The organism is Ruminococcus sp. Marseille-P328, from assembly GCF_964249465.1.
Lineage (GTDB): Bacteria > Bacillota > Clostridia > Lachnospirales > Lachnospiraceae > Blautia_A > Blautia_A faecis.
Genome location: NZ_CAXUBQ010000001.1, coordinates 18684 through 44429, shown reverse-complemented (window position 1 = coordinate 44429; position 25746 = coordinate 18684). Strand labels below are relative to the sequence as shown.

At 42.8% G+C, this 25746-nt stretch carries 19 protein-coding genes; 16 read left to right on the top strand and 3 right to left on the bottom strand.

The features are described from left to right. The first annotated feature begins 10 nt into the window (after positions 1-10). The 6 genes from ACESTK_RS00180 (at position 11) to ACESTK_RS00155 (ending at position 7545) form a co-directional block, all read left to right on the top strand. On the top strand, positions 11-985 hold the full coding sequence (locus ACESTK_RS00180) for a nucleoside hydrolase (RefSeq protein WP_118577660.1): 975 nt from the start codon (positions 11-13) through the stop codon (positions 983-985). Beyond that, positions 982-1830 (top strand): EamA family transporter, encoded by an 849-nt coding sequence (locus tag ACESTK_RS00175; RefSeq protein ID WP_373118094.1) that lies wholly within the window; start codon positions 982-984, stop codon positions 1828-1830. Before ACESTK_RS00180 ends, ACESTK_RS00175 begins: the two co-directional genes overlap by 4 nt. Positions 1831-2341: 511 nt before the next feature. Then, a complete protein-coding gene (locus tag ACESTK_RS00170; protein ID WP_373118091.1) occupies positions 2342-2440 on the top strand; it encodes a putative holin-like toxin in 99 nt (32 codons plus the stop codon). A 278-nt stretch (positions 2441-2718) separates the two neighbouring features. Further along, complete coding sequence (locus ACESTK_RS00165; RefSeq protein WP_373118087.1) at positions 2719-4302, top strand: glycoside hydrolase family 43 protein; 1584 nt, start codon at positions 2719-2721, stop codon at positions 4300-4302. A 196-nt stretch (positions 4303-4498) separates the two neighbouring features. Next, positions 4499-6025 carry a DUF5605 domain-containing protein gene (locus ACESTK_RS00160; protein ID WP_373118084.1) on the top strand — a complete coding sequence of 509 codons (1527 nt, stop codon included), beginning with the start codon at positions 4499-4501 and terminating at the stop codon, positions 6023-6025. Positions 6026-6174: 149 nt separating this feature from the next. Continuing rightward, on the top strand, positions 6175-7545 hold the full coding sequence (locus ACESTK_RS00155) for an MATE family efflux transporter (RefSeq protein WP_373118080.1): 1371 nt from the start codon (positions 6175-6177) through the stop codon (positions 7543-7545). A gap of 118 nt (positions 7546-7663) precedes the next feature. On the opposite strand, the gene ACESTK_RS00150 is transcribed toward ACESTK_RS00155, so the two are convergent. Then, on the bottom strand, positions 7664-8503 hold the full coding sequence (locus tag ACESTK_RS00150) for a NifB/NifX family molybdenum-iron cluster-binding protein (protein WP_373118077.1): 840 nt from the start codon (positions 8501-8503) through the stop codon (positions 7664-7666). Positions 8504-8905: 402 nt separating this feature from the next. On the opposite strand from ACESTK_RS00150, the gene ACESTK_RS00145 reads away from it, so the two are divergent. The 3 genes from ACESTK_RS00145 (at position 8906) to ACESTK_RS00135 (ending at position 11517) form a co-directional block, all read left to right on the top strand. After that, complete coding sequence (locus tag ACESTK_RS00145) at positions 8906-9637, top strand: ABC transporter ATP-binding protein (protein WP_173718622.1); 732 nt, start codon at positions 8906-8908, stop codon at positions 9635-9637. Beyond that, entirely contained in the window at positions 9637-10560 is a 924-nt protein-coding gene (locus tag ACESTK_RS00140; protein ID WP_373118074.1) for a SufD family Fe-S cluster assembly protein, read from the top strand. Before ACESTK_RS00145 ends, ACESTK_RS00140 begins: the two co-directional genes overlap by 1 nt. Before the next feature lie 351 nt (positions 10561-10911). Continuing rightward, positions 10912-11517: a pentapeptide repeat-containing protein gene (locus ACESTK_RS00135; RefSeq protein WP_207728011.1), complete on the top strand. Its 606-nt coding sequence runs from the start codon at positions 10912-10914 to the stop codon at positions 11515-11517. On the opposite strand, the gene ACESTK_RS00130 is transcribed toward ACESTK_RS00135, so the two are convergent. Continuing rightward, entirely contained in the window at positions 11473-11847 is a 375-nt protein-coding gene (locus ACESTK_RS00130) for a hypothetical protein (RefSeq protein ID WP_187565257.1), read from the bottom strand. The genes ACESTK_RS00135 and ACESTK_RS00130 overlap by 45 nt on opposite strands. A 296-nt stretch (positions 11848-12143) precedes the next feature. Between ACESTK_RS00130 and ACESTK_RS00125 the strand changes: the two genes are divergently transcribed. The 3 genes from ACESTK_RS00125 (at position 12144) to ACESTK_RS00115 (ending at position 15572) form a co-directional block, all read left to right on the top strand. Beyond that, the gene (locus tag ACESTK_RS00125; protein WP_173734793.1) at positions 12144-12578 is read left to right on the top strand and encodes an Hsp20/alpha crystallin family protein; all 435 of its coding nucleotides are present in this window, start codon (positions 12144-12146) and stop codon (positions 12576-12578) included. 635 nt (positions 12579-13213) lie between these two features. Then, the gene (locus tag ACESTK_RS00120; RefSeq protein ID WP_118577640.1) at positions 13214-14164 is read left to right on the top strand and encodes a 3'-5' exonuclease; all 951 of its coding nucleotides are present in this window, start codon (positions 13214-13216) and stop codon (positions 14162-14164) included. A gap of 124 nt (positions 14165-14288) precedes the next feature. Next, a complete protein-coding gene (locus ACESTK_RS00115) occupies positions 14289-15572 on the top strand; it encodes a hypothetical protein (protein ID WP_204452502.1) in 1284 nt (427 codons plus the stop codon). Between the two features lie 131 nt (positions 15573-15703). On the opposite strand, the gene ACESTK_RS00110 is transcribed toward ACESTK_RS00115, so the two are convergent. Further along, positions 15704-16936: a D-alanyl-D-alanine carboxypeptidase family protein gene (locus ACESTK_RS00110; protein WP_227200623.1), complete on the bottom strand. Its 1233-nt coding sequence runs from the start codon at positions 16934-16936 to the stop codon at positions 15704-15706. A 718-nt stretch (positions 16937-17654) separates the two neighbouring features. Here ACESTK_RS00110 and ileS point away from each other — a divergent pair. From ileS to ACESTK_RS00090, 4 genes are all read left to right on the top strand, one after another. After that, positions 17655-20807 (top strand): isoleucine--tRNA ligase, encoded by a 3153-nt coding sequence (gene ileS / locus ACESTK_RS00105; protein ID WP_373118069.1) that lies wholly within the window; start codon positions 17655-17657, stop codon positions 20805-20807. A gap of 28 nt (positions 20808-20835) precedes the next feature. Then, entirely contained in the window at positions 20836-23310 is a 2475-nt protein-coding gene (locus tag ACESTK_RS00100; RefSeq protein WP_373118344.1) for a glycogen/starch/alpha-glucan phosphorylase, read from the top strand. A gap of 494 nt (positions 23311-23804) precedes the next feature. Further along, positions 23805-24806, top strand: a complete 1002-nt coding sequence (locus ACESTK_RS00095; protein WP_373118066.1) for a response regulator transcription factor — start codon at positions 23805-23807, stop codon at positions 24804-24806. A gap of 113 nt (positions 24807-24919) precedes the next feature. Further along, positions 24920-25746: hypothetical protein (locus ACESTK_RS00090; RefSeq protein WP_373118063.1), on the top strand; the 827-nt coding region annotated here is incomplete at its 3' end.

The window sequence follows — 25746 nt, the reverse complement described above, 5'->3', positions numbered from 1 at the left end:
AAAGGAGATCATGGTGAAAAAAGTAATTCTTGATGTAGATACCGGGTCAGATGATGCGATCGCAATTATGATGGCGGTATTGTCTGGAAAGTTAGATGTTATTGGAATTACAGTGACGTGGGGAAACAGACCGGTAGAAGACTGTGTGAAAAATACACTAAAAGTGCTTGAGTTGGTAAAAAAAGATATTCCTGTATATCAGGGATGTCCACAGGCTATGGTGAGATATCTGACCAGACAGCGAAATGCAGCACTGGATCAGGATGGAATCAGTATTTCAATAGATGGAAAGGAATATACGGTCCATCCAAAAGAATTTCCATTGCCGGAGCCAAAAGCGAAAGCGCAGGAAGAACATGCATGTACATTTTTAATGAATGCAGTAAAAAGCAGTAAAGAGAAAGTGATTCTGGTTGCGGTAGGTCCTTTGACCAATCTTGGCATGGCATTGCGGATGTGTCCGGAAATGAAAGAAAATATTGAAAAAATAGTGCTCATGGGAGGAGGCGTACATAAAGGGAATATCACGCCTTGTGCGGAAGCCAATTTTTATCATGATCCAGAAGCAGCTAAAATTGTTCTGGAAAGCGGAATCCCATGTGATGTTGTGCCTTTGAACGCAACTCATTCTGCTGAAATTTCTCTGGATAATGCAAAGACATTAGAAGAAACTGAAAAGGAGCCAGCAGTATTTGCGGCAAAGCTGATTCGTCAGAGAATAGAGGCTCTGGATAAAATGCATGCAGGAAACGGGTATTCAGATGCAATTCACGATGCATTGGCAGTAGCAAGTTTGTTGGATGAAAGTGTCATTGAGGAATGGAAAACAAATGGTTTTGATATTGATATTAATGGCGGTTCCGGGGATGGCGCGCTGATCGTGGATGAGCGAAACAACCAGGAAATAAAGTTTCCGGTACGTTTTGCCATGAAAGCGAACCAAAAGAAATTTTTTGGACTGATGAAGGAAATACTGGGGAAATGATTTATTTGGCATTAACGCTGATAGGAAGCTGTTTTATTTCCTATGGATTTAAGCTGGCTAGTATTAAAAAGACCGATCAGGACTATATTGTTTTCCTGAATTATTTTACTGCATTTCTGGGAATGGCAATCTACTGTGCGGCCAGTGGAAATATAGAAGTGTCAGGATTAAAAAATGGGCCGATGCTTATGCTGGCGATTTTTCTGATGCTGTTTATGTTTGGAAATCTGGTTGGAAATAATGCCAGTACAGACAGAAATGGAATCAATAACACTACCTTTTTTAACAGGATCGGTTTCCTTCCCTGCATTCTGCTGTCGGCAATAATCTGGATGGATATTCCGGGCATATGGCAGATTATAGGAATGGTAATCCTGGTAGGAAGCCTGATGCTTATGATGAAAGACCTGAAACAGATAAAGCGTGAAAATCTGTGGATGTTATTTGGGCTGACTTTTACCAATGGCATGGTCTCGTTTCTGAATATTGTTTATGGCAGATATTTTTCAAGCAAAACGGAAATCCTGTTTTTAGCCACTGTGTTTTTGATGGCGGCTTTACTTGCAGCTGTGATTCTGGTAAAAAAAGGGAAAATGCCGTGGAAATGTAAGAAGGATGATTTTCTTATTGGAGTATTTATCGGATTGTCTAATATTTTAACCACTTTGTTTATGTTGAAAAGCTATACGGCAGTTACCGCCAATATTGTAGCACCAACTACAGCTGCAGGAAATATGATATTTGCAGCGGTGGTAGGAAAACTGGCGTTTAAAGAGAAGATAAGCAGGAGTACGGTGGCGGCGCTGATATTGGCAATTGTGAGTGTGGTATTGGTGAATATTTAAAAAATATATAAAAGGATCTCTGTCATCTCGGAATGAGAGACAGAGATCCTTTTTGTTAGGCTTTTTTCAAAGCTTTCTGCTTCTTAAAGGTCTGTACACCCTCAGCTACCAGGAACAGTGCCAGGATAGCCATTGCAGCTGCAAAAACCAACTGGTATATGAAATTTCCTGCAAATTGTAATGCGTATTTTGTAGAAGATTTTTTCTTAATATGTCTTAATTGTTACTGTTCACTGGTAACATTCCGCGAGGCGTTTTTTGTGAACAAAGTTCACAGAAAACCCGAGAGTTGCGGCGCGAAATCATGCAAAGCATGATTTCTGTGCATCGCGAAGCGTGTTACTGTGAACGGAGTGAACAGTAACTCTTAATTTATGGTTCCTGACGAAAGTGAACTCGCAGATTGTTATAATTAGGGTGTAATGTTATACTGATTTTATGGGAAGTCAGAACACCACAAGGCGGTCTACCCTCTTCGGAGGGGTAACCCTCCGGACGAAAGAAAGGAGGGATGCCAATGTACGTTACATATTCGGATCTGGTCCAGATAGGTATCTTCATTGTAGCTCTCATAGGATTGTGCTATACGATCTTTGGGAAAAGAAAATAGCCGCCCACTACTGCCATAGTGAACGGCTGGTGCTGAAAAGCATTTAAGTATTCATTGTCGGAAGGTAGGCCGTGTGTCGCTGGCTTCCCTTTCTTTAATTAAATATAGCACATCTGGCAGTTGGAGGCAAGTAAAATTGTCAAAACGGCTGGCTCTATACAGCGGTATGTATAGCAAAATAAATATCAATGATTTTACAAAATGGATTACAGCAGCTGGAAACTATGGTAAAATATATAGCAATAACACTGTAAATTAACACGAGGAGGAAACCGAAAATGATCCAGAATCCCATTCTTCCGGGCTTTTGCCCGGATCCAAGCATTATCCGCGTAGGGGATGATTATTATATTGCAAATTCCAGCTTTGAGTGGTGGCCGGGAGTGAAAATTTACCATTCAAAGGACCTGAAACATTACGAGCAGCTCCCATCTCCGCTGAACAGAATGAGCCAGCTGAACATGGTGGGAGAAGGTGATTCCTGCGGTGTCTGGGCACCGGATATCTCCTGGAACGGAGAGTATTTCTGGCTGATCTATACAGATGTAAAGACCCGTACAGGTGGACTGTTTAATACATATAACTATCTGGTGAAATCGAAAGATATCCGTGGTGGCTGGTCTGAACCGGTTTATCTGAACAGCTCAGGCTTTGACCCCTCTGTTTTCCATGACACAGATGGAAAAATGTACATTGTGAATATGATCAATAATTTCAAGGGAATTCTGGTACAGGAATATGATCCGGTACAGGAGTGCCTGGTAGGAGAAGCGAAGAATGTTTTTCCGGGAACTGGAAGAGGCTATACAGAGGGACCTCATATTTATCATATTGGAGAATATTATTATCTGTTAATGGCAGAAGGTGGAACTGGTTATGATCATATGGTAACAATGGCCCGTGCGAAATCCATCTGGGGACCTTATGAGGAAGATCCGGGGAACCCGGTGCTGACTTCAGACATAGAGAATCCAGATGAGCTGCAGCGTTGTGGACATGCAGATATTGTGTGCACCCAGAATGGTGAGTGGTATATGGTTCATCTTTGCAGCAGACCACCTATGGGAAGCAGACAGTGTGTATTAGGCCGTGAAACTGCGATTCAGAAAATGGTATGGAACGAAGAGGGTTGGCTGAGAATGGCCTGTGGTGGTAACTTTGGACAGTGGGAGACGGAAGAGCCAGAAGGGCTTGCTGAGTATACTTTTCCAGAAGAAGCAGAGAAAGATTATTGCAGAGATGAGTTTGATATTGAGACTTTGGATGTGCGCTACACCTCCCTGCGTCAGCCCTATGACAGCTACACCAGCCTGACTGAGCGTCCGGGTTATCTGCGTCTTTATGGACAGGAATCCCTGAACTCCTGCTATAACGTAAGCCTGGTGGCAAGACGACAGATGGAGCGCCATGTCCAGGTGGAAACATGCGTTGAATTCACCCCGACCTGCCGGGAGCAGATGGCAGGTCTTGCCTACATGTATGATACCGGTAATTTTTATCTTCTGGTAAAAACCAGAGACGAAGAGTTTGGAAATCAGACTCTGGACTTGAAAAGTCCGGCCAAGCTTCGCCTGATAAAAAGCGATCATTTTGACGTCACAGACGTGGTTCAAGAAATCTCCATTCCAGAAGAAACACCACTGTTCCTGCGGGTTGTGACAACCCAGGAAGGTCTGTATGCGAAGTTTTTCTACTCTCTGGATGGAAAAGAGTATAAAGAACTGGCAGAACTGCCGACCAAAATTCTCACAGATGAGCAGAGCGACGGCTTCACTGGGGCACATTTCGGAATGTACTGCCATGATATGACAGGGTTGAGACGGTATGCGGATTTTGATTATTTTGAAATGAAGATGTGTTAAAAAGACTGTATTGATCAGGAATAATTTTTATTAATAAATTCTAACATTTTCATAATAAAGTAGCATTGCAGGACCTATGCTTTCTGTAGTATGATGATACCAGAAAGTATAGGCTTTTCTATTTAAAACGAGAGAAACACAGTACATATCAGATCATATCTGAGACGGTATTAGTTTTGCGAAGGAGTAAAAAACTATGGGAATAAGCTATGCAAAAACAGTGGAAAAATGGGGCACTTTTGAAGTGACAGTGACCGGCCCGAAGGATGGAAATCCGTTCTGCGACCAGTGGATCCGGGGAATCTTCGAGTGTAAAAACGAGAAAAAAACAGTGGATGGTTTTTATGATGGGGATGGGATTTATAAAGTAAGATTTATGCCTTCTTTTGAAGATACATATAACTTTGAGATTGAAACATCATTTGAAAACACCGATATGTTTACGGGTAGTTTTACTGCCACACATCCATCCGCAGACAACCATGGCCCAGTCCGTGTAGCCGGCACATACTACCTGGCTTATGAGGATGGAACACCCTATCACTGCATTGGAACGACCTGCTATGTATGGAATCTGCAGAACGAAGAATTGCAGAAGCAGACACTGAAAACTCTGGAAGAAAATGCTTTTAATAAGATCCGGTTCTGTATTTTTCCCAAGCACTATGACTACAACCTTCATGAGCCGATTACCTATCCTTATGAGGGAACACCCTGCGACAGCTCTGTGTTAAATGAGAATAATTTCGCGGAATATAATGGCTGTGCACCGGACAATGACTGGGATTTTACCAGATTCAATCCAGCCCATTTTCAACATATTGAAAAGTGTATTCAGGCACTTATGAATTTGGGAATCGAGGCAGATCTGATTGTTATGCATCCGTATGACAGATGGGGATTCTCCATGATGAAAGCAGAGGATGATGACCGTTACTGGAAGTATGTGCTGGCACGTTTTTCCGCATATCGAAATGTATGGTGGTCCCTGGCTAATGAATATGATCTGATGCATGAGAAAACGCTTTCTGACTGGGAAAGATATGCTGGCATTATCTGTGAGAAGGATCCTTATCATCATCTCAGATCCATTCATAACTGCAAAGCGTATTATGATTACAACCTGCCCTGGATCACCCATTGCAGTATCCAGAGAACTGAGACATACCGCTCCTCCGAGCTGGTAAATGAGTGGCGCGAGAAATATCATAAGCCTGTAATTCTGGATGAAATCTGCTATGAGGGTAACATTCAGTTTGGCTGGGGAAATATCAGCGGTGAGGAAATGACAAGAAGATTCTGGGAGGCATTCTGCCGCGGAGGATATCCGGGACACGGTGAAACTTATCTCAGTCCGGATCGTATTCTCTGGTGGTCTCATGGCGGCGTTCTTCATGGAACCTCACCGGATCGTATCAGATTTCTTGCAAAAATCATGGAAGAAACACCGGGACTTGGTGTGGAACCTATGCCGTGTAAGTGGGATGAGGTTGCCTGCCGTGCTGCCGGCTTCCCAGCAAGGAAAGATTATTTTATTTACTATTATTCCTTTATGCGACCGGGCTTCCGAGACTTCTACTTTGATGATACTACAGAGTATCAGGTGGAAATAATCGATACCTGGGAAATGACTGTTACAGATGGAGGAATTCATAAAGGAAAGTTCCGAGTAAAGCTGCCGGGGAAAGAGTATATGGCGGTGCGCCTGCAGATAGCGAAATAATAACCATATTCATACAAAAAGCCCAGTTGTGTATGCAGCTGGGCTTTTTGAGCATAAAATTCTTGAATCGTTTTTCAGAATTTGTTATGATTCATATCAGAATTTATGAGAAATAAACAGAAATACTTTTAAACAGGGGAGGAGATTTTTTGGAAGAAACAAACATCAGTCAGGAGCAAAATCCATTGGGAACGGCTCCGGTAGGTGGTTTGATCGGGAAATTTGCAATTCCGGCTATTATCAGCATGCTGGTCAGTGCTTTGTACAATATAGTGGATCAGATTTTTATTGGCCAAGGCGTTGGAATGCTGGGAAATGCTGCTACTAATGTTGCGTTTCCTGTAACAACTATTGCAACGGCGTTGGCACTGCTTCTGGGAATTGGAGGTGCGTCTAACTATAACCTGGAAATGGGCGCCGGAAGAGAGAAGAAGGCAAGCTCCATAGCCGGAACGGCGCTTTCCACACTGGTAATCACAGGTGTGATTCTGGCAGTGGCAGTACTTCTGTTTTTGCGTCCGCTTCTAAGCTTATTTGGTGCAACGACAGATGTTATGCCCTATGCGGTGGATTATCTTGGCATCACAGCTGTGGGACTTCCTTTTTATGCGTTATCCATTGGAGGAAATCATATTGTCCGTGCAGACAGAAGTCCTACATATTCTATGACCTGTGTTCTTACAGGTGCCATTATCAACACAATTCTGGATCCCCTTTTCATCTTTGGGTTTGGCTGGGGAATCAAGGGTGCTGCCTGGGCAACGGTGATCGGACAGGTTGTTTCCGGAATTTTGGTGGTTATCTACTTTGGAAAATTTCGTAAAATGTATCTGGAGCTGAGCATGTTAAAGCCTTCTTCAGAGTGCCTGAAAGCCATTATTTCTCTCGGAATGGCGTCCTGTATTAATCAGATTGCTATGGCAATTGTTCAGATTGTGCTGAACAATATTTTACGTTATTACGGCGGTTTATCTGTCTATGGAAGTGATATTCCAATCGCCTGTGTAGGAGTTATTTCAAAAGTAAACCAGGTGTTTATGGCGATTTGTATTGGAATTTCACAGGGCTGTCAGCCAATCTGGGGCTTTAATTATGGAGCAAAAAAATACGACAGGGTAAGACTTGCATATCGTTATTCCATGATTTCATGTACTGCGATTGCAACTGTATTTTTCCTTTGTTTCCAGTTATTTCCCCATCAGATTGTAAGTATTTTCGGAACTGGAAGTGACCTTTATTTCCAGTTCGCAGAACGCTATCTGAAGATATTTATGTTTATGACTTTTGCAAATGGAATTCAGCCAATGTCCTCAGGATTTTTTACATCTATCGGAAAAGCAAAGCTTGGAATCGTCATGTCCCTGACCAGACAGGTGCTATTTCTTTTGCCATTGATCGTTGTTTTCTCATTAATAATGGGAATTGACGGGGTGATGTATGCTGGACCGATCGCAGATGCAGCGGCATTATCATTGGCGATATTGTTTGCACGAAGAGAGCTTGTGGCCATGAAGAAATAATAAAAAAGACTGATATAAATGATACTGTACTTCAGGAGGTTGTTGGAGTCCGGTATGTTATATCAGTCTTTTTTATAAATACAGCTGATTAACCGTTAGGTTAAATCTGTGTCAGATATTAATGGCAGGAATGACTTCCGCAGCCATGATCGCCACAGCTGTGACCTGCTTCATGATCATGGTGATCGCAATGTACATTGGGGTTATAGCCAAGATTTCCTGCGAGTAATGCGTTTACAGCTTCATCAGCGTTGCCGCTGACACCACCGAAAAGACGGATTCCAGCCTGGGCAAGTGCATTCTGGGCACCGCCGCCAATACCGCCGCAGATCAGGGTATCTACGCCATGTGCAACCAGGAATCCAGCCAGTGCGCCGTGACCGCTTCCATTGGTATCGACTACTTCGGCACTTACAACCTTGCCATCTGCAATGTCATAGATCTTGAATGCTTCTGTGTGTCCAAAGTGCTGAAAAATTTCTCCATTTTCATAAGTAACTGCAATCTTCATAATGATATCTCCTTCATTTTGTAAATTTGATTTAGAAAGTGAACTATTAAATCGGTCAGCGGCTGGCAGTTCCTGTGAAAGGTCTAAGCTGGTAAGCGGAGTCTGTTTAGATCCCTTTCGGCAACAGCATTTCCCGCAGCGCGTATGCTCCCGACCTTCGCAGAGCCGGTAATTTCCCCCGGCTATGACAAGGCGCTGTCCAAGGACGATGCACCGGGCAATTTTTTCCCGGGCAGTTTCATAAATTTCTGTGACAGTTGTCCGGGAAATATCCATCTGGGCAGCACATTGCTCGTGAGTTTTCTTCTCCAGATCTACCAGACGGATGACTTCATATTCATCCAGAGTCAGAGTGACAGCTTCCGACTCTCTGGGACATTCTTCAGGAGAAAAAGTTTCATATTGGGGTGCCTGGCAGATTCTGCGGCATCTGGGCGGTCTGGGCATATATGTCACCTCCTTGTTTTCGACATATGTCGATTATAAACCAAAAGAAGAGAAAATTCAATACTATTATTTTCTGAGCGCTATTCAAAGTTGCTCCAATATGGTATAGTTTTGTTACTATTCATTTGCAACGCTCTGCGAGGTGTTTTTGGTGGATAAAGTTTACAGAAAACCAGAGAACTAAGTTTGCGTAGCAAACGCTATTTCTTGTGCCTGTCACAAAAAGGTTCGTGTTTCTGTGCGTCGCGAAGCGCGTTGCTGTGAAGGTCGTGGTTGACAATTTTTTTTATTTGGAGTACAGTCCAAGAAGAGATAAAATCGTTATTGCTCAAAAGCAATTTTTTTCTGGAATTTCGGGCATAATTGGAGCAGTAATGTAAAATTAACAGAAGAGGTACGAATATGCTGAAAGTAAAGAACCTGACTTTTGAAGTGAATGAAGAGGGGAAAAAGCGCTGTCTGGTAAATCACATCAGTTTTGATGTTCAGGATGGAGAAATGCTGGTAATCACCGGACCAAATGGAGGTGGAAAATCCACCCTGGCCAAGGTACTGGCTGGCATTGAGAAAGCAAACAGCGGAGAAATTTATCTGGATGATGAGAACATTACAGGATACGATATTGATCATCGTGCAAATGCGGGAATTGGCTATGCATTTCAGCAGCCACCCCGCTTTAAAGGTATGACCGTGGCAAGAATGTTATCTCTTGCAGCAGGAAAGAATTTAACGGAAAAAGAGAGCTGTGACCTTCTCTCAGCTGTAGGACTTTGTTCCGAAGATTACCTGAACCGTCAGCTGGATGGAACCCTTTCCGGCGGTGAAATGAAGCGAATTGAGATTGCCACAGTTTTAGCGAAGTCTCATAAAGTAAGCATTTTTGATGAACCTGAAGCAGGAATCGACCTGTGGAGCTTTTCCATGCTGATCAAGCGCTTTGAGGAGATTCATCGTGAGAAAAAGGAGTGCCTGATCTTGATTTCCCATCAGGAAAAAATCATCAATATGGCAGATAAGATCATGGTAATTGAAGACGGTGAAGTAAAGAAATATGGTACGAAAGAAGACGTTTTCCCAACCTTATTTCAGCAGGAAAAATGTCAGAAATGTCTGAATGAAGGAGGAAAATGTTGATGGTTAAAGTAGAAGAAACAACCCAGGGTGTGCTTGATAAGATCAGCGAAGGCTTTGCGCAGAAAGGTGCTTTTAATCTCCGTCAGAATGGTATTTCCATCTGTCACGGTGACAGCGAACATATCAAAATAAAGAAAAAAGAGGACAAGCCGGGAATCGATATTTTCATTGACGGGGAGACAAAGGGAGAGAAGGTTTTCATCCCGGTAGTGGTAAGTGTATCTGGAATGACCGATCTGGTTTACAATGATTTTTATGTGGCAGACGGTGCAGATGTTGACATTGTTGCAGGCTGCGGAATCCACAATAGTGGCTGTAATGACAGTCGTCACGATGGTATTCATACTTTCCATGTGGGTAAAAATGCTAATGTACATTACGAGGAAAAACACTATGGAGAGGGGAATGGAACCGGAAGCAGAGTGCTGAATCCCGTAACTAATATTGAGCTTGGAGAGAACTCCGTATTTACGCTGGATACCGTTCAGATCAAAGGTGTTGACTCCACAATCCGTACCACAAATGTTTCAATGGATGCAGATTCCAAGCTGTTTGTTCTGGAACGTCTGATGACAGATGGGGAGCAGAAAGCGGAGTCTGATATTGAAGTCTGTATGAACGGAGCGGGATCTTCTGCACAGATTATTTCCCGTTCTGTTGGAAAGGGAAACTCTTCCCAGGTTTTCCATCCGAAGGCTGTTGGAAAGAACAAATGTCACGCACATATCCAGTGTGATTCCATTATTATGGATCATGCAGAGGTGGGTTCTATCCCGGAAATCCAGGCGAAGCATGTGGATGCTGCAATTGTTCATGAGGCCGCTATTGGAAGAATTAACGATGAGCAGCTTCTGAAGCTAAGAACTCTTGGAATGATGGAAGCTGAGGCGGAAAATGTGATCATTGAGAATTTCCTGAGTTGATAAAAACTTAAACAGAAAAATAACTATTCAGTAGGTATGTACTATTTTGCGGAGGTTGTAACTGTGAAGGTGCTGAATAGTTACACAGAGAATATAGAATCTTCAGGTAGGTTTGGAAGATTTATGAAAAAATGCCAGGCAGCGTCGTTCAAAGACGCTGCCTGGCATTTGACATTATCTAATTTTTACGGATTTTTTGGAACTCCATTTGGAATAATATTTTTTGCCGCTTACAACTTTGTAGGTGCAGATCCGTACATAATATTTTTTCTTTGAAACCAGTTTCTTTAAGGTTGCGCGTGTAGCAGAGCCTTTTACGGTAAGGGTTTTCGCCTTTTTCATGCTGCTGTTCTGGTTGCCTTTATCGGAATCATCTTTACCGGAGTTATCTTTACCGGAGTTATCTTTACCGGAATTGTCTTTACCAGAGTTATCTTTACCAGAATCATCTTTACCGGAGTCATCTTTACCAGAATCGTCTTTACCAGAGTCATCTTTACCGGAATCATCCTTACCAGAATCGTCTTTACCAGAATCATCTTTACCAGAATCATCTTTACCAGGATTATCTTTTCCTGCGTCCGAGTCATCCTTGCCAGGAGCTGCTGTGATCGTAAAGGTTGTGTTAATAATGCCGGTGTAATTTCCAGCTCCAGTAATAGTTACAGTAGCAGTACCTTCCTTCACATTATCTTTATAAGAAACTGTGAAATCAGTGCCTGCCGCAAGTGTCTTGTCTCCGTATGTAACGGTAACATCCGGGCATTTCTCTGTTCCGTCACTGGTGTAGGAATACTGGGAAAGGGAAGCGGAATAGCGGTTGATATCCAATGGTTTAATGGTAAAGTCTCTCGTAACAGAACCAGTGTAATTTCCAGTTCCAGTGAGGATTGCGGAAGCAGTACCTGCATCTCAGTTGTTTCTGTAGGAAACGTAATAATCCTGGTTCAGGGTTAATTCCTTGTCCCCGCTTTTTACTGTGGCGGTTGGGCGTAAAGAGGAGCCTGTGTAGGTAAGGCTTTCATCGGAAAGCGTAACCGTGCAGCTGCTGATGTCAGCTCTGTTTATAGTAAAGGATTTGGTTACATACCCCTGGTAATTTCCAATTCCATCAATTCCAACCCACGGAGAATTGTAATAACTGCTTGGTTCAATGTTGTTGTGGTATGTTACAGTGAAATCCCTGTCTTTTACTAGGGTTTTACCACTGTGGGTAACTGTCACTTCAGGAGTTACCTCGGAACCAGTGTAATATGCCGGGGCAATGGAGAATCTGGCATTTGCCATGATCTACAATACAATCACTGGAAATACAGATGCAGTAGAGGAAAATGGAGAGGCAGTCCGTTTGTACCAGAATTTCTGGAGATTCACAAAGGAAAATATGAAAAGGGACACAAATTTAGTTTTTTATTTAAGATAAATGTGAAAAAAATGTGAAATTAGCACTCTCCTATTGACAGTGCTAACAATGCGTGTTATATTACATGCAGAACAAAGGAAGAGAGAAAAAGAAATCTTCCAGTTTCAACAACGATGTTAATTAAACACGCAAGTGTTCACAATATAAGGAGGAATGGATTATGTTAATGCCTAGTATTTTTGGAGAAGATTTATTTGATGACTGGATGAGATTACCTGTAGAAAGAGAGAATCACAGAGGTTACAGAGCTGCTGAATTGATGAAGACAGATATTAAGGATGTGGATGGAAATTATGAGCTGAGCATTGATCTTCCAGGCTTCCATAAAGAGGATGTGAAGATTCAGCTGAAGGATGGCTATCTGAACATTCAGGCTTCCAGAACCGAGAATAAAGATGAGAAAGACAATAACGGCAAATACGTTCACAGAGAGCGTTACACCGGACAGTGCTCCAGAAGCTTTTACGTAGGTAAGGAACTGGAGCATGAGGACATCCATGCGAAATATGACAATGGTGTTCTGACTGTTACTTTCCCGAAGGAAGCGAAGAAAAAAGTGCCGGAAGAGAAGAAGTTTATTTCTATTGAAGGCTGATTTCCGGGGAAAGAGCTGTTTTAACAGATAAGAATTCCCGTGGGAAACTGATAACAGATAATAACTGGCGCGGAGCAGTTCACCTGCTTCGTGCCGATGAAATAAATAATTGAAATAGACGATTGAAATAGATAATTGAATTAGATAATATAGAGTGTGCATTAGCCGTAAATCAGAAGCGGCGGCTGATATTGCCGACTTACATAAGTAACGAGTGAAGGCGGCAGAGCATGTTTTGTTTGATGTGCTTGCAGTGTATGGATTATTCAGCAATATTGAAATAATGGTAAACAGCTTCTTTTATATAGATTGTGTTCATTTTAAGACGATTTTCTAATTTACATAGATTTTGTTTCATACCCCCTCATTTCCTGCCGGCTACCCACCGGCAGGTTTTTTCTTATGTCTTTACATCATTTCACCTGTCTGCTATACTTGTCTGGAATTGTTGATAACTGCAAAGGACAGAACAAAAAATCTCCCACAAATTATGATGTACATCTTGCAGAAAGCCTTTTCAAACAGGCTCCAGAGCGTGAAAACAAGATGTTGCTGCAGTAATCGTGGATGGCAAAAACATGTTACTGCTTACCTGTTCACAGTAACAAAAACATTTTCAGAAAAGGAATTTACCCATGAATTACATTGTATTTGACCTGGAATGGAATCAGAGTCCGGGGGGAAAAAGGTGGTCTAACAGCCGTCTGCCTTTTGAAATCATAGAAATCGGCGCCATAAAACTAAATGAAGAGAAAGAAATTGTGGATAGCTTTCAGCGTCTGATCAAGCCCCAGGTGTACAATTGGATTCATGACAGCATTCATGAAGTGATTCACATGAATTATAAGGATCTGCAGAATGGAACTCTTTTCCCACAGGCCATCACGGAATTTTTGGAATGGTGTGGCGAAGAATATATTTTCTTTACCTGGGGAAATCAGGATGTAATGGAACTGCAGCGGAACATGAAATATTATGGAAAACTTTCCCTGCTCAAAGGTCCGGTGACTTATTATGATGTGCAGAAATTATTTGCTATTCGTTATGAAGAAAATGACGAGCGCCGTGCTCTGGAATTTGCTGCTGATAAAATGGGCGTGGAGAAGAAAATGGATTTTCACCGCGCTCTGGGAGATGCTTATTATACTGCATGTATTCTCCAGAAAATAGAAGATAAATACATTTTTCCAAACTCATCCCTGGACGTGTATCAGAATCCCAAGAGCAAGCGTGAAGAGATTCACATATCCTATCCAACCTATGATAAATATGTATCCCGGGAGTTCTATTCCCGCGAAAAAGCCATGAAGGACCGGGAAGTAACCAGCACGAAATGTCCATTGTGCCATAATCCTGCCAAGCGTAAGATCCGTTGGTTTATGAATAATTCCAAGGTTTACTACAGTGTGTCCCTCTGTCAGGAGCATGGCTTTGTACTGGGAAAAATCAGGATTCGCCGAACGGAAGACAATAAGTACTATGTAATTAAGAAGCTCACCAATGTAACCGATGAAGAAGCCGATGAAATCCGCCAGAAACGTGATGCGCATCGTGCCAAACGGAGACTGAAGAAAGAAGAGCAGTAAATCCGTGAAACTACTTCTTGTAACGAATGAAAAACTAACATTTGGTTAATAGAAAAATCCCCTCCAATCACATATGCTGATTATAAGTAATACAACAACAGCGTATAAAAAAGGAGGGGTTTTTATGAGTTTAAGAAATTATTTTTACAGGTTTGGGAAATACATTCTGACATTTTTCTTTGTAACACTGCTGATGGTTCTCTTTGGTCCGCTGCGGGCGCAGGCGGCTATCACCAAGGAAGTTACCTCGGATGGTTTTAAACTCAGCGGAATGGGCAGCATGAATGTGTGGGATGGAGACGAATTCCGCTATTATATCGGCTATCAGATCCCTCATGAAGACTCCATGGATTACAAGGTAGATGTGACTATGACTTTTCAAAGCTCCAGTCTGACGCCAGGCAGGGCAAGCGTGTATCTGGATGACGACAGCATTCCCTTATATTCAAACGGAGGTACGGTGCTGCAGGGCTCAGCCACGTTCTCCAAATCTGATGAAATGGAATTGATGGAAATATTTGTAAATTATGATAGTTTTCCAAGTGAGCAGAACGTAGATTTTTCCATCACTGTAAATGTGCGGGAAAATCGCAAAAACGCAGATATTGCCATTTATCCGCCGGAAAACAATTACGATAAAACCACAGGAATGTTCCTGGTAACGGTTGACGATCCTTATGTTTTTTATTCAAATAAGGATTCGTCCAAATATTCTGTAAGTATTTCGGATTCATCAGTGGCACAGGTTACAGGCATTACTCCAAAATCCAATGACAGCTTTGAGGTGAGCGTATATTTTGCAAAAGCAGGTTCGGCGGATTTCGTTTTTAAATATGGAAATCAGACGAAAAAGGTGACCTTCACAGTAGCGAAAACAGTCATAACTGTTTCCAGCTCCATCTCCCTGAAGGTGGGGGATACCACCATGTTTTCCAATTATGTTTTCAAAACCGGCGGTGGAAGCATCACCATCAAGAAAGTGAAATCCAGCAATAAAAAGATTGTTGATGCAGCCGGAGGATTCCTGATCGCAAAGAAGCCTGGCACTGCCAAGGTAAGTGCCCTGGTAAATGGCAAGCGGAGAACCATAACCGTGATCGTCGGCAAAAAGCCTGCCCCCAAGCCAAAACTGAAACAGCTTCAGGTAAAAGTGAAAGGCTATAAATATTATCCGGATTCCGGCAAAACCATTTACACAACCCGCTTCACCAATAAATCCAAAAGCACCATCACAAAAGTGAAGCTGAAATTTACCATGACCATTAATGAAGAAATGACCCGCACCAAAACCTTTAAGGTCAATATAAAACCGGGAAAGACAAAAACCATGAAGCTGAATATAGGAAAACTAATAGCAGATCCTTCAAATATTACGGTGAAATGTCTGAAATTCTGGTATAAGAGTTGAGAAATGAAATTGTAGTAATAGGAGCATTTCGAATAAAGAGATAAAAGAACATTGTGTAAAGTAGAGGAACTACAATAATACAGGGCTAAGAACGAAAATGCGTAATGCAGTTTTCATTCTTAGCCCTTATTCTATAAAGTCGGTGTTGTCAGCAGACTGGTCATGATCGACCGTTCATACTGCATTCCCCATCCAACCATCTGGCCATTGAAATAATACTTGCTCTTTAATCTCAATGGTCCCACAGCGTTGGAAAGAATGGCCTGTTTCTTGGTAAGAACACTGAGGTCTGTTCCTGTGGGGACGGTCACGTATACATTTTTTGTGTAGTAGAATGGATAAGTATTTCCGCAATTATTCAGCAGATACTGTTCACTTGGAAGATTTTTCTTCGGGACAGGATTCTTGCTGATTTTCATTTTTTTACATTCGAAATTGTCGAAACCGTAATCCAGGAGACTTTTTGTGTCAGCCCAGGCGCCATTTACGGAATTCATCACAACTGCAACCAGGGTCATATTGCCGCGCTTGGCATAGGTGATCAGAGTCGCACCAGCAGCATCTGTGTAGCCTGTTTTTCCACCCAGAACACCATCGTAGGCGTAATCCCTGCCAGCCATCATCTTGTGATGATTGAGCAGATAGCGGGTTTCTGTAAAAATATTGGTAGGCGGAATTTCATAAAGATCTGTGGTGAAAAATTTCCTGCAAAGTGGATTCTGCCATGCAGCCTTGGCTATCTTTGCCATGTCGCCTGCGGTGGTTACATGAGTCTCATCAGGAAGTCCGTTAGGGTTATTAAAATGGGTGTTTTTGCATCCAAGCTGCTGGGCTCTGGTGTTCATCAGCTCTACAAACTTCTTCACAGAACCGGAAACCTCTTCCCCAATACCAAGTGCCATTTCATTGGCTGATTCCAGCATCAGTGCCATAAGACATTGTTCAACTGTAAAAACCTCTCCGGCATCACCATAAATGGTGGAGCTTCCCGCTTCAATTCCGTAAGCCGCCTGCTGGGAAAGGGTAAGCTGTGCGTTCACGTCCAGGTTCTCACATCCAAGAAGACAGGTGAGAAGCTTGGTAATACTGGCCGGGTAAAGCTGAGTATTAGCATTCTTGGAATACAGGACCGCCTCTGTATTTAAGTCCATGAGAACTGCTGACTGCGCCTCAATCTTAGGACCCTCCGGCCAACCCTCAATGGAATCGGTATCAGCTGCCTGTGCATAATATTCGGTATGCGGATCCGGAGTAGGAGTGGGAGATTCGCTGGCAGTGTCTGTAGCTTCTGCCCAGACAGCGCCCGTCTGCCCAAGTAGCATTGCTGCTGTCAGGATTCCACAGAAAATCCGCTTTATTTTCATATGAAGATTTTTCCTGATCATATAAAATCCTTTCTTAAAATAGTACATAAAATTCCCAATACGTAATTGCATTATACCACTTTTCTTTATGTAAAACTATTAAAAGAGTGTGAATTGTTCACAGCACCCCGGAAAATCCACAAATTCAGCATTATTTTCCCCTATTCTCCCCATTTTTTCAGCGGAAAAACACTTGACATATAGAAATTCAGACCCTTATAATAGATAGGAAACAGAATAGTTAAAGACTGTGATGGAGACAGTAAGCTGATTTTGAACGTTTAAGGTTGTGCAGACACAGACAGCAGCAATCTTTTCAGCGAGACGGGGATGGTGTAAGCCCGCCGCAAGTAGATTCAGCCGAAGATCACTCCGGAGTTTTATCTCTGAAGGAACAAGTAGGAGATAACGGAATTCCCCCGTTACAGGGAGCGTGTATCGGCTGCGTGTGCAAGCCTGTACAATGTAACAGGTGGTATAACGAGTGCTGACAGCTTTCGTCCTTTTGCAGGATGAGAGCTTTTTTTATGCTATAGGAAATTCCGTTGGAATTCCCTATAGCATAAAAAGCCCTGCCGGGCAGGATCGCACTGCGGCGGAAAGGTAGATGTCGCTTATAGCGACCCGCCGCAGGCGGAGAATCCTGCTTTGCAGGATTCTTTATGTAACAGGAAATCCCAACAGCAATCGACTGATAATTTTAAAGGAGGAAAAAGCTTTGTACCAGAAAGTAGACACGAATCTGAATTTCGTTGATCGCGAGAAAAAAGTAGAAGAATTCTGGAAAGAAAACCATATTTTCGAAAAAAGTATGGAAAACCGTAAAGAAGGCCCGACTTACACATTCTATGACGGACCGCCAACAGCAAACGGCAAGCCGCATATCGGCCATGTGCTGACACGTGTTATCAAGGATATGATCCCAAGATACCGTGCAATGAAGGGTTACATGGTTCCGCGTAAGGCTGGATGGGATACCCATGGTCTTCCGGTAGAGCTTGAAGTAGAGAAGAAGCTTGGTCTGGATGGAAAAGAGCAGATCGAGGAATACGGTATGGAGCCGTTTATCCAGCAGTGTAAAGAAAGTGTCTGGAAATACAAAGGAATGTGGGAGGATTTCTCCTCAACAGTTGGTTTTTGGGCTGATATGGAGCATCCATATGTAACTTACGAGGACAATTATATTGAGTCCGAGTGGTGGGCACTGAAAGAAATCTGGAACAAAGGCCTCTTATACAAAGGCTTCAAGATCGTTCCTTACTGTCCACGCTGCGGAACCCCGCTTTCATCCCAGGAGGTTTCTCAGGGCTATAAATTAGTAAAAGAGCGTTCTGCGATCGCACGTTTCAAAGTGGTTGGAGAGGACGCATATTTCCTGGCATGGACCACAACACCGTGGACACTGCCTTCTAACGTTGCACTTTGCGTAAATCCGGATGAGACTTACTGTAAAGTAAAAGCAGCAGACGGATACACTTACTATATGGCAGAAGCCCTTCTTGACAAAGTACTTGGCAAGCTTGCAAAGGAAGAAGAGCCCGCATATGAGGTTCTGGAAACCTATAAAGGTAAAGACCTGGAATACAAGGAATATGAGCCGCTGTTTAAATGCACAGGTGACTATGTAGCATCCAAGGGCAAGAAAGCGCATTATATCGTATGTGATAACTACGTTACCATGAGTGATGGTACCGGTATCGTTCATATCGCTCCTGCATTTGGTGAAGACGACAGCCGTGTAGGACGTGAATATGACCTTCCGTTTGTACAGTTTGTAGATGGCAAGGGTGATCTTACTGCTGAGACACCATATGCCGGTGTATTTGTTAAGAAAGCAGACCCAATGGTATTGGCTGATCTTGAAAAAGAAGGCAAGCTGTTCGATGCTCCGAAATTTGAGCATGATTACCCACACTGCTGGCGTTGTGATACACCACTGATCTACTACGCAAGAGAATCCTGGTTTATTAAAATGACAGCTGTTAAAGATGACCTGATCCGCAATAACAACACCATTAACTGGATCCCGGAGAGCATCGGTAAAGGACGTTTCGGTGACTGGCTTGAGAACGTTCAGGACTGGGGAATCAGCCGTAACCGTTACTGGGGAACTCCACTGAATATCTGGGAGTGCAGCTGCGGTCATATGGAATCTGTTGGAAGCCGTCAGGATCTCTATGAGAAAACTGGTGACGAGCGCGCCAAGACAGTAGAGCTTCACCGCCCATACATTGACGAGCTTACCATGAAGTGTCCGGAGTGCGGCGGCACTATGCACCGTGTACCGGAGGTTATTGACTGCTGGTTCGATTCAGGAGCAATGCCATTTGCACAGCATCATTATCCATTTGAGAATCAGGAGTTGTTCAAACAGCAGTTCCCGGCAAACTTTATTTCTGAGGCTGTTGACCAGACAAGAGGATGGTTCTACTCCCTTCTTGCTGAGTCTACTCTTCTGTTTAATCAGGCTCCATATAAGAACGTTATCGTTCTTGGACATGTTCAGGATGAGAATGGCCAGAAGATGAGCAAGTCCAAGGGAAATGCAGTTGATCCGTTTGATGCACTTCAGACATACGGTGCAGATGCCATCCGCTGGTACTTCTACATCAACAGTGCACCATGGCTGCCGAACCGTTTCCATGGCAAGGCTGTTCAGGAAGGTCAGCGTAAATTCATGGGTACTCTGTGGAATACCTATGCATTCTTTGTACTTTATGCAAATATTGATAACTTCGATGCTACCAAATATACACTTGACTATGACAAGCTTCCGGTTATGGACAAATGGCTCCTCAGCAAGCTGAATACACTTGTAAAGACTGTTGACGAGGATCTGAACGACTATAAGATTCCGGAGACTGCAAGAGCACTTCAGGGCTTTGTAGACGAGATGAGTAACTGGTATGTAAGACGCTGCCGTGAGCGTTTCTGGGCAAAAGGCATGGAGCAGGATAAGATCAATGCGTACATGACTCTTTACACAGCACTGGTAACAGTTGCCAAGGCTGCAGCTCCGATGATCCCGTTCATGACAGAGGATATTTACCAGAATCTTGTAAGATCTCTGGACAAAACAGCTCCTGAGAGTATCCATCTCTGCGACTTCCCGGAAGTAAAGGAAGAGTGGATCAACAAGGATCTGGAAGAAAACATGGAAGAAGTTCTGGATGTTGTTGTTCTTGGCCGTGCATGCCGTAACACAGCAAACATCAAGAACCGTCAGCCAATCGGAACCATGTATGTAAAAGCTCCGAAGGTGATGGATAAATATTTCACAGACATTATTGCAGACGAGCTGAATGTAAAAGAAGTGAAATTTGCAGATGACGTGGAATCTTTCATTTCCTACAGCTTCAAACCACAGCTTCGTACAGTTGGCCCGAAATACGGCAAGCTTCTCGGCGGAATCCGTATTGCACTTGCTGAGATTAACGGAAGCAAGGCTATGAGCGACCTGAAGACAAACGGTGTACTTGTACTTGATATCGATGGAAATAAGGTTGAGCTTACAGAGGAAGACTTGCTCATCGAGACTGCACAGACAGAAGGTTATGTAACAGAGTCAGAAGGCGAGACAGCAGTTGTTCTGGATACCAACCTGACACCTGGGCTGATCGAAGAGGGATTTGTCCGCGAGATCATCAGTAAAGTACAGACCATGCGTAAAGAGGCTGGCTTTGAGGTTATGGATAAGATCCGTGTATCTGTAAAAGATAATGACAAGATTATCGAGACCATGAAGGCAAACGAGGCTGAGATCAAATCTGAAGTTCTGGCTGAGGAAGTCGTTTATGGCGAGACAGATGGTTATGTAAAAGAGTGGAATATTAATAAAGAGCATGTAACTCTTGGTGTTACAAAGCTTTGATTTAACATACAACAGGAGGATCAAAATGATTGACAAACAGTTTGACAAAGAAACCTTCAAGAAAAGTGTAAAAGACAACGTTAAGTTTCTTTACCGCAGAAAGCTTGAAGAGGCAACTCAGGAGCAGCTTTTCCAGGCAGTAAGCTACACAGTGAAGGATGTGATCATCGATAACTGGCTTGATACACAGAACGCTTATGAAAAGCAGGATCCGAAAATCGTATATTATATGTCCATGGAGTTTCTTATGGGACGTGCCCTTGGAAACAACCTTTTAAACCTTGGTGCATACGGTGAAGTGAAAGAAGCTCTGGAAGAGCTTGGAATTGACATCAATGCACTTGAGGATCAGGAGCCGGATCCGGCACTTGGAAACGGCGGTCTCGGAAGACTTGCAGCATGCTTCCTTGATTCCCTTGCAACACTTGGATATAGTGCATATGGCTGCGGAATCCGTTACCGCTATGGTATGTTCAAACAGGAAATCAGAGACGGATACCAGGTTGAAGTTCCGGATGCATGGCTTGAGGAAGGCTATCCATTTGAGCTCCGTCGTCCGGAGTATGCAAAAGAGGTACATTTCGGCGGATATGTAAGAGTTGAGTATGACCAGGCAACCGGCCAGAACAAATTCATCCATGAAGGATATCAGGCTGTAAAGGCTATTCCATACGATATGCCGATCGTTGGATACGAGAACAATGTAGTAAATACACTTCGTATCTGGGATGCAGCGGCTATCGAAGAGTTTGGATTTGATTCCTTTGACAAAGGTGATTACAAGAAAGCCGTTGAGCAGGAGAACCTTGCAAAGGATATTGTAAACGTACTTTACCCGAACGATAATAAAATGTCCGGTAAAGAGCTTCGTCTGAAACAGCAGTACTTCTTCGTATCTGCAAGTATTCAGGCTGCAATTGAGAAATACAAAAAGACACATGATGATATCAAGAAGCTTCACGAGAAGGTTGTATTCCAGATGAATGATACTCATCCGACTATGGCTGTTGCAGAGCTTATGAGAATCCTTATGGATCAGGAAGGGCTTGGCTGGGATGATGCATGGGCTGTAACTACCAAATGTGTTGCTTACACCAACCATACCATTATGGCTGAAGCTCTTGAGAAATGGCCGATCGAGCTGTTCTCCAGACTTCTTCCACGAGTATATCAGATCATCGAAGAGATCAACCGTCGTTTCATCATTGAAGTACAGAACAGATATCCTGGAAACTATGAGAAGATCAAAAAGATGGCAATCATCTATGACGGACAGGTTAAGATGGCTCACCTTGCAATCGTTGCAGGCTTCTCTGTAAATGGTGTTGCAAGACTTCATACAGAAATCCTGAAGAATCAGGAGTTAAAAGATTTCTATGAGATGATGCCAGAGAAATTTAATAACAAAACCAACGGTATCACTCAGAGACGTTTCCTTCTTCACGGAAACCAGAATCTTGCTGCATGGATCACAGACCATATTGGACCAGACTGGATCACAGATCTTTCCCAGATCAGCAAGCTGAAGGTATATGCTGACGATGAGAAGGCTCTTCAGGAATTTATGAACATTAAATTCCAGAATAAACAGCGTCTTGCAAAATACATTCTGGAGCACAATGGTGTTGAAGTTGATCCTCACTCCATTTTCGATGTACAGGTTAAGAGACTTCATGAGTATAAGAGACAGCTTCTCAATATCCTTCATGTAATCTATCTGTACAACCAGATTAAATTACATCCGGAGATGGAATTCTATCCAAGAACTTTCATCTTTGGTGCAAAAGCTTCTGCAGCATATGAGCGTGCGAAAAAGATCATCAAACTGATCAACTGCGTAGCAGATGTTGTAAACAACGATCCATCAATTGGCGGCAAGATCAAAGTTGTATTTATCGAGAACTACAGAGTATCTAATGCTGAGATGATCTTTGCAGCAGCAGATGTTTCCGAGCAGATTTCTACTGCAAGTAAAGAGGCTTCCGGTACAGGTAACATGAAGTTCATGCTGAACGGTGCTCCTACACTTGGAACCATGGATGGTGCAAACGTAGAGATCGTTGAGGAGGTTGGTCAGGAGAATGCATTTATCTTCGGTATGAGTGCTGACCAGATCATTAATTATGAGAATCATGGTGGATATGATCCAGACTTTATCTACAACACAGATGCTGAGATCCGTCAGGTACTGATGCAGCTGATCAATGGAACCTTCTCCAGCGATACAGAGCTGTTCAGAGATATCTATGATTCTCTTCTGAACACTAAAAACTGCTCCAGAGCAGACCAGTATTTCATTCTCGGAGACTTCAGATCCTATGCCGAGGCTCAGAAGAGAGTGGAGGCAGCTTACAAGGATGAGAAGAAGTGGGCGAAGATGGCACTTCTGAACACTGCATGCAGTGGTAAATTCTCCTCTGACAGAACCATCCAGGAGTATGTAGATGATATCTGGCATCTGGATAAGGTTGTTGTAACCAAGAGCGAGGCTGCTGAGAAATAAATAAGGGCAAATTTGTTTTGCGAAAAAAATTATAAGAAATAATAAAGGCTGTATCCATGCCAGAACCTGAAAAGGTTGGTGTGGATGCAGCTTTTTTTATGCGGTAATAAATTTCAAGGAGGAGCAAATGGAAAACATCATTGATCTGAAAAATCCGAGAAAACAAAAAGTAGCCTGAATTATTCACGGCTTTGCCGTGAAAGTGGCTGAAAGCCACATAGTTACTAAAATAAATTTTGATGGAGAGATCTATCAGGTCATCTCTGCATATTTTCAGGATGACTGTGCGGATGAGCTGATTGAATTCAAGGAAACTGTTTCAAATCTTTGCAGTATTGAGCATTTCTATATGCCCATGAATAATTCAGGCTTATATTTGTAAAAAATATGGACTTCGTGCAAATAGTATACTCAAAAAATGGATAAAGCAGTATAATAGTGCTAGGAGTTGATCTTATGTCGAATAATATAGAAGCTGTTGGAGGTACACGATCATGAATGAGTATACCATCCTGCCACTGATCAATGCATCATTTCAGCCGGGTGAGGCGAAAAGGACGGTAGCCGGTTTTGAAGACAGGGATTTTCAGAAAATTGCACGTGCTGAATATTATTATTTTACCGGGCAGGCGGAGAAATGCAGCCATATAGCAGAACGTTACCTGATGAGCCATAATATAAAGCTTAAGATGTCTTCCTGCCTGTTATATGTATATTCGAATCTGACACTTGGCAGAGCCGTGGCATCCCAAAAAGGGATACGGGAGATTCGGGAATGTCTTGAAAAAGAAATAAAATATTCTTCGTCTGCGGAGGATAAAGCAATTAGTGTATTTGCAGGATATATGTCTTCCGTACTTTTGCATCTTCCGGTAGATGAACTTCCGGATGTGGAATTTTATGCAGCAGCACTGCCTCCTGGAATTAAGATGTTTTCTGCCTATGTGACAGCTCATATGGCGTATTTGAAAGGGGAGTACGGCAGAGCGCTTGGAATTTGTGAGGCAGCATTCATGTTCAGGGACGGCACCTATCCGATTAGTATGATTTATCTGTATTGCATGATGGCAATGTGCCAGATGAATCTGAAACATCAGCAGAAAGCAAAAGACGCATTGATGCTGGCATGGAATATGGCGAAAGAAGACGAATTCCTGGAACCCTTTATTGAACATCATGGTTTGCTGCAGGGACTTCTGGAGTCATGTATCCGTAAGGAAGATTCAAAACTATATAACAAATTATCGGATAAGGTTATCAGTTTTAGCAGAGGATGGATGGCAATCCACAATCCAATGTCAGAGAATTTCGTAACAGATGCATTATCCACGGTGGAATTCTCGATTGCCATGCTGGCAAGCCGTGACTGGAATAACCAGGAAATTGCAGATTATCTGGGATTTTCACCCAATACGGTTAAAACTTATCTGAGCAGGATTTATGTGAAGCTGAATATAAAAAAGAGGGATGAACTGAAAAAGTATATGCTGAAATAGCAAAATATACTTTTTCGAGGCGAAACGGAGATTATATAGAAGCAGTCAACATGATAAAATCTTCATATACAGAAATTACCAACAAAATTCGATGTTTATTGGGAGGAAACTATATGAAAAAAGGATTTTTGAGCGTCCTGCTTACGCTGGGCATGGTGCTAATGATGCTGCCAACAACGGCATATGCTGGGAATGCCTATTGCGGAACTTGTGGTAAATGGGTATCTGTAAACTATAGTAACTATGAATATTTTGACGCGCAATTTCATCGGAGGCCTACTTATTGCCAAGAATGTGGTAGGCATCTTGCGAGTCCACGCACTAAACATAATTGGAGTGGAACGGCAACTTGCACAAGCGGACAGACTTGTACAGTTTGCGGCGGAACATCCAATCCACTCGGACATGCTTGGAGCTTAAACTGGATTTCGGATGAAAACAATCATTGGCATAAGTGTAATGCCTGCGCAGAAACGACCGATGTTGGGGAACACATTTGGAATAGTGGGGTAATAACTACTTCTCCAACCTGCACAACAGCGGGTGAGAAAACATATACCTGCTCTGCATGCGAAAGAAAAAAAACAGAGGTAATTTCTGCCACAGGTCATGATCTGAAAGCAATTGAGAAGAAGGAGGCCAGTTGTACAGAAGATGGATATGAAGCCTACTGGAGATGCCAGACCTGCGGAAAGCTTTTCTCAGACGAAGCCGTGGAAATCAGCAATCCGACAGCGATTAAAGCAACCGGTCATAATCTTGAAAAGGTAGAAAAGAAAGACGCCGGCTGCACAGAAGCCGGATATGAAGCCTACTGGAGATGCCAAGCCTGCAAAAAGCTTTTCTCAGACGAATCAGGGACTGCGGAAATCATCAATCCGAAAGAGATCAAAGCGACAGGCCATGATCTGAAAGCAGTCAAGAGAAAAGACGCCGGCTG

What these genes read in the sequence shown, in the direction of transcription:
- ACESTK_RS00095 (WP_373118066.1), top strand. Translation starts at nt 23,805, where the DNA reads ATGAATGAGTATACCATCCTGCCACTGATCAATGCATCATTTCAGCCG.
- ACESTK_RS00145 (WP_173718622.1), top strand. Translation starts at nt 8,906, where the DNA reads ATGCTGAAAGTAAAGAACCTGACTTTTGAAGTGAATGAAGAGGGGAAA.
- ACESTK_RS00115 (WP_204452502.1), top strand. Translation starts at nt 14,289, where the DNA reads ATGAGTTTAAGAAATTATTTTTACAGGTTTGGGAAATACATTCTGACA.
- ACESTK_RS00130 (WP_187565257.1), bottom strand. Translation starts at nt 11,847, where the DNA reads ATGGCAAATGCCAGATTCTCCATTGCCCCGGCATATTACACTGGTTCC.
- ACESTK_RS00180 (WP_118577660.1), top strand. Translation starts at nt 11, where the DNA reads ATGGTGAAAAAAGTAATTCTTGATGTAGATACCGGGTCAGATGATGCG.
- ACESTK_RS00165 (WP_373118087.1), top strand. Translation starts at nt 2,719, where the DNA reads ATGATCCAGAATCCCATTCTTCCGGGCTTTTGCCCGGATCCAAGCATT.
- ACESTK_RS00110 (WP_227200623.1), bottom strand. Translation starts at nt 16,936, where the DNA reads ATGAAAATAAAGCGGATTTTCTGTGGAATCCTGACAGCAGCAATGCTA.
- ACESTK_RS00150 (WP_373118077.1), bottom strand. Translation starts at nt 8,503, where the DNA reads ATGCCCAGACCGCCCAGATGCCGCAGAATCTGCCAGGCACCCCAATAT.
- ACESTK_RS00170 (WP_373118091.1), top strand. Translation starts at nt 2,342, where the DNA reads ATGCCAATGTACGTTACATATTCGGATCTGGTCCAGATAGGTATCTTC.
- ACESTK_RS00160 (WP_373118084.1), top strand. Translation starts at nt 4,499, where the DNA reads ATGGGAATAAGCTATGCAAAAACAGTGGAAAAATGGGGCACTTTTGAA.
- ACESTK_RS00140 (WP_373118074.1), top strand. Translation starts at nt 9,637, where the DNA reads ATGGTTAAAGTAGAAGAAACAACCCAGGGTGTGCTTGATAAGATCAGC.
- ACESTK_RS00120 (WP_118577640.1), top strand. Translation starts at nt 13,214, where the DNA reads ATGAATTACATTGTATTTGACCTGGAATGGAATCAGAGTCCGGGGGGA.
- ACESTK_RS00175 (WP_373118094.1), top strand. Translation starts at nt 982, where the DNA reads ATGATTTATTTGGCATTAACGCTGATAGGAAGCTGTTTTATTTCCTAT.
- ACESTK_RS00125 (WP_173734793.1), top strand. Translation starts at nt 12,144, where the DNA reads ATGTTAATGCCTAGTATTTTTGGAGAAGATTTATTTGATGACTGGATG.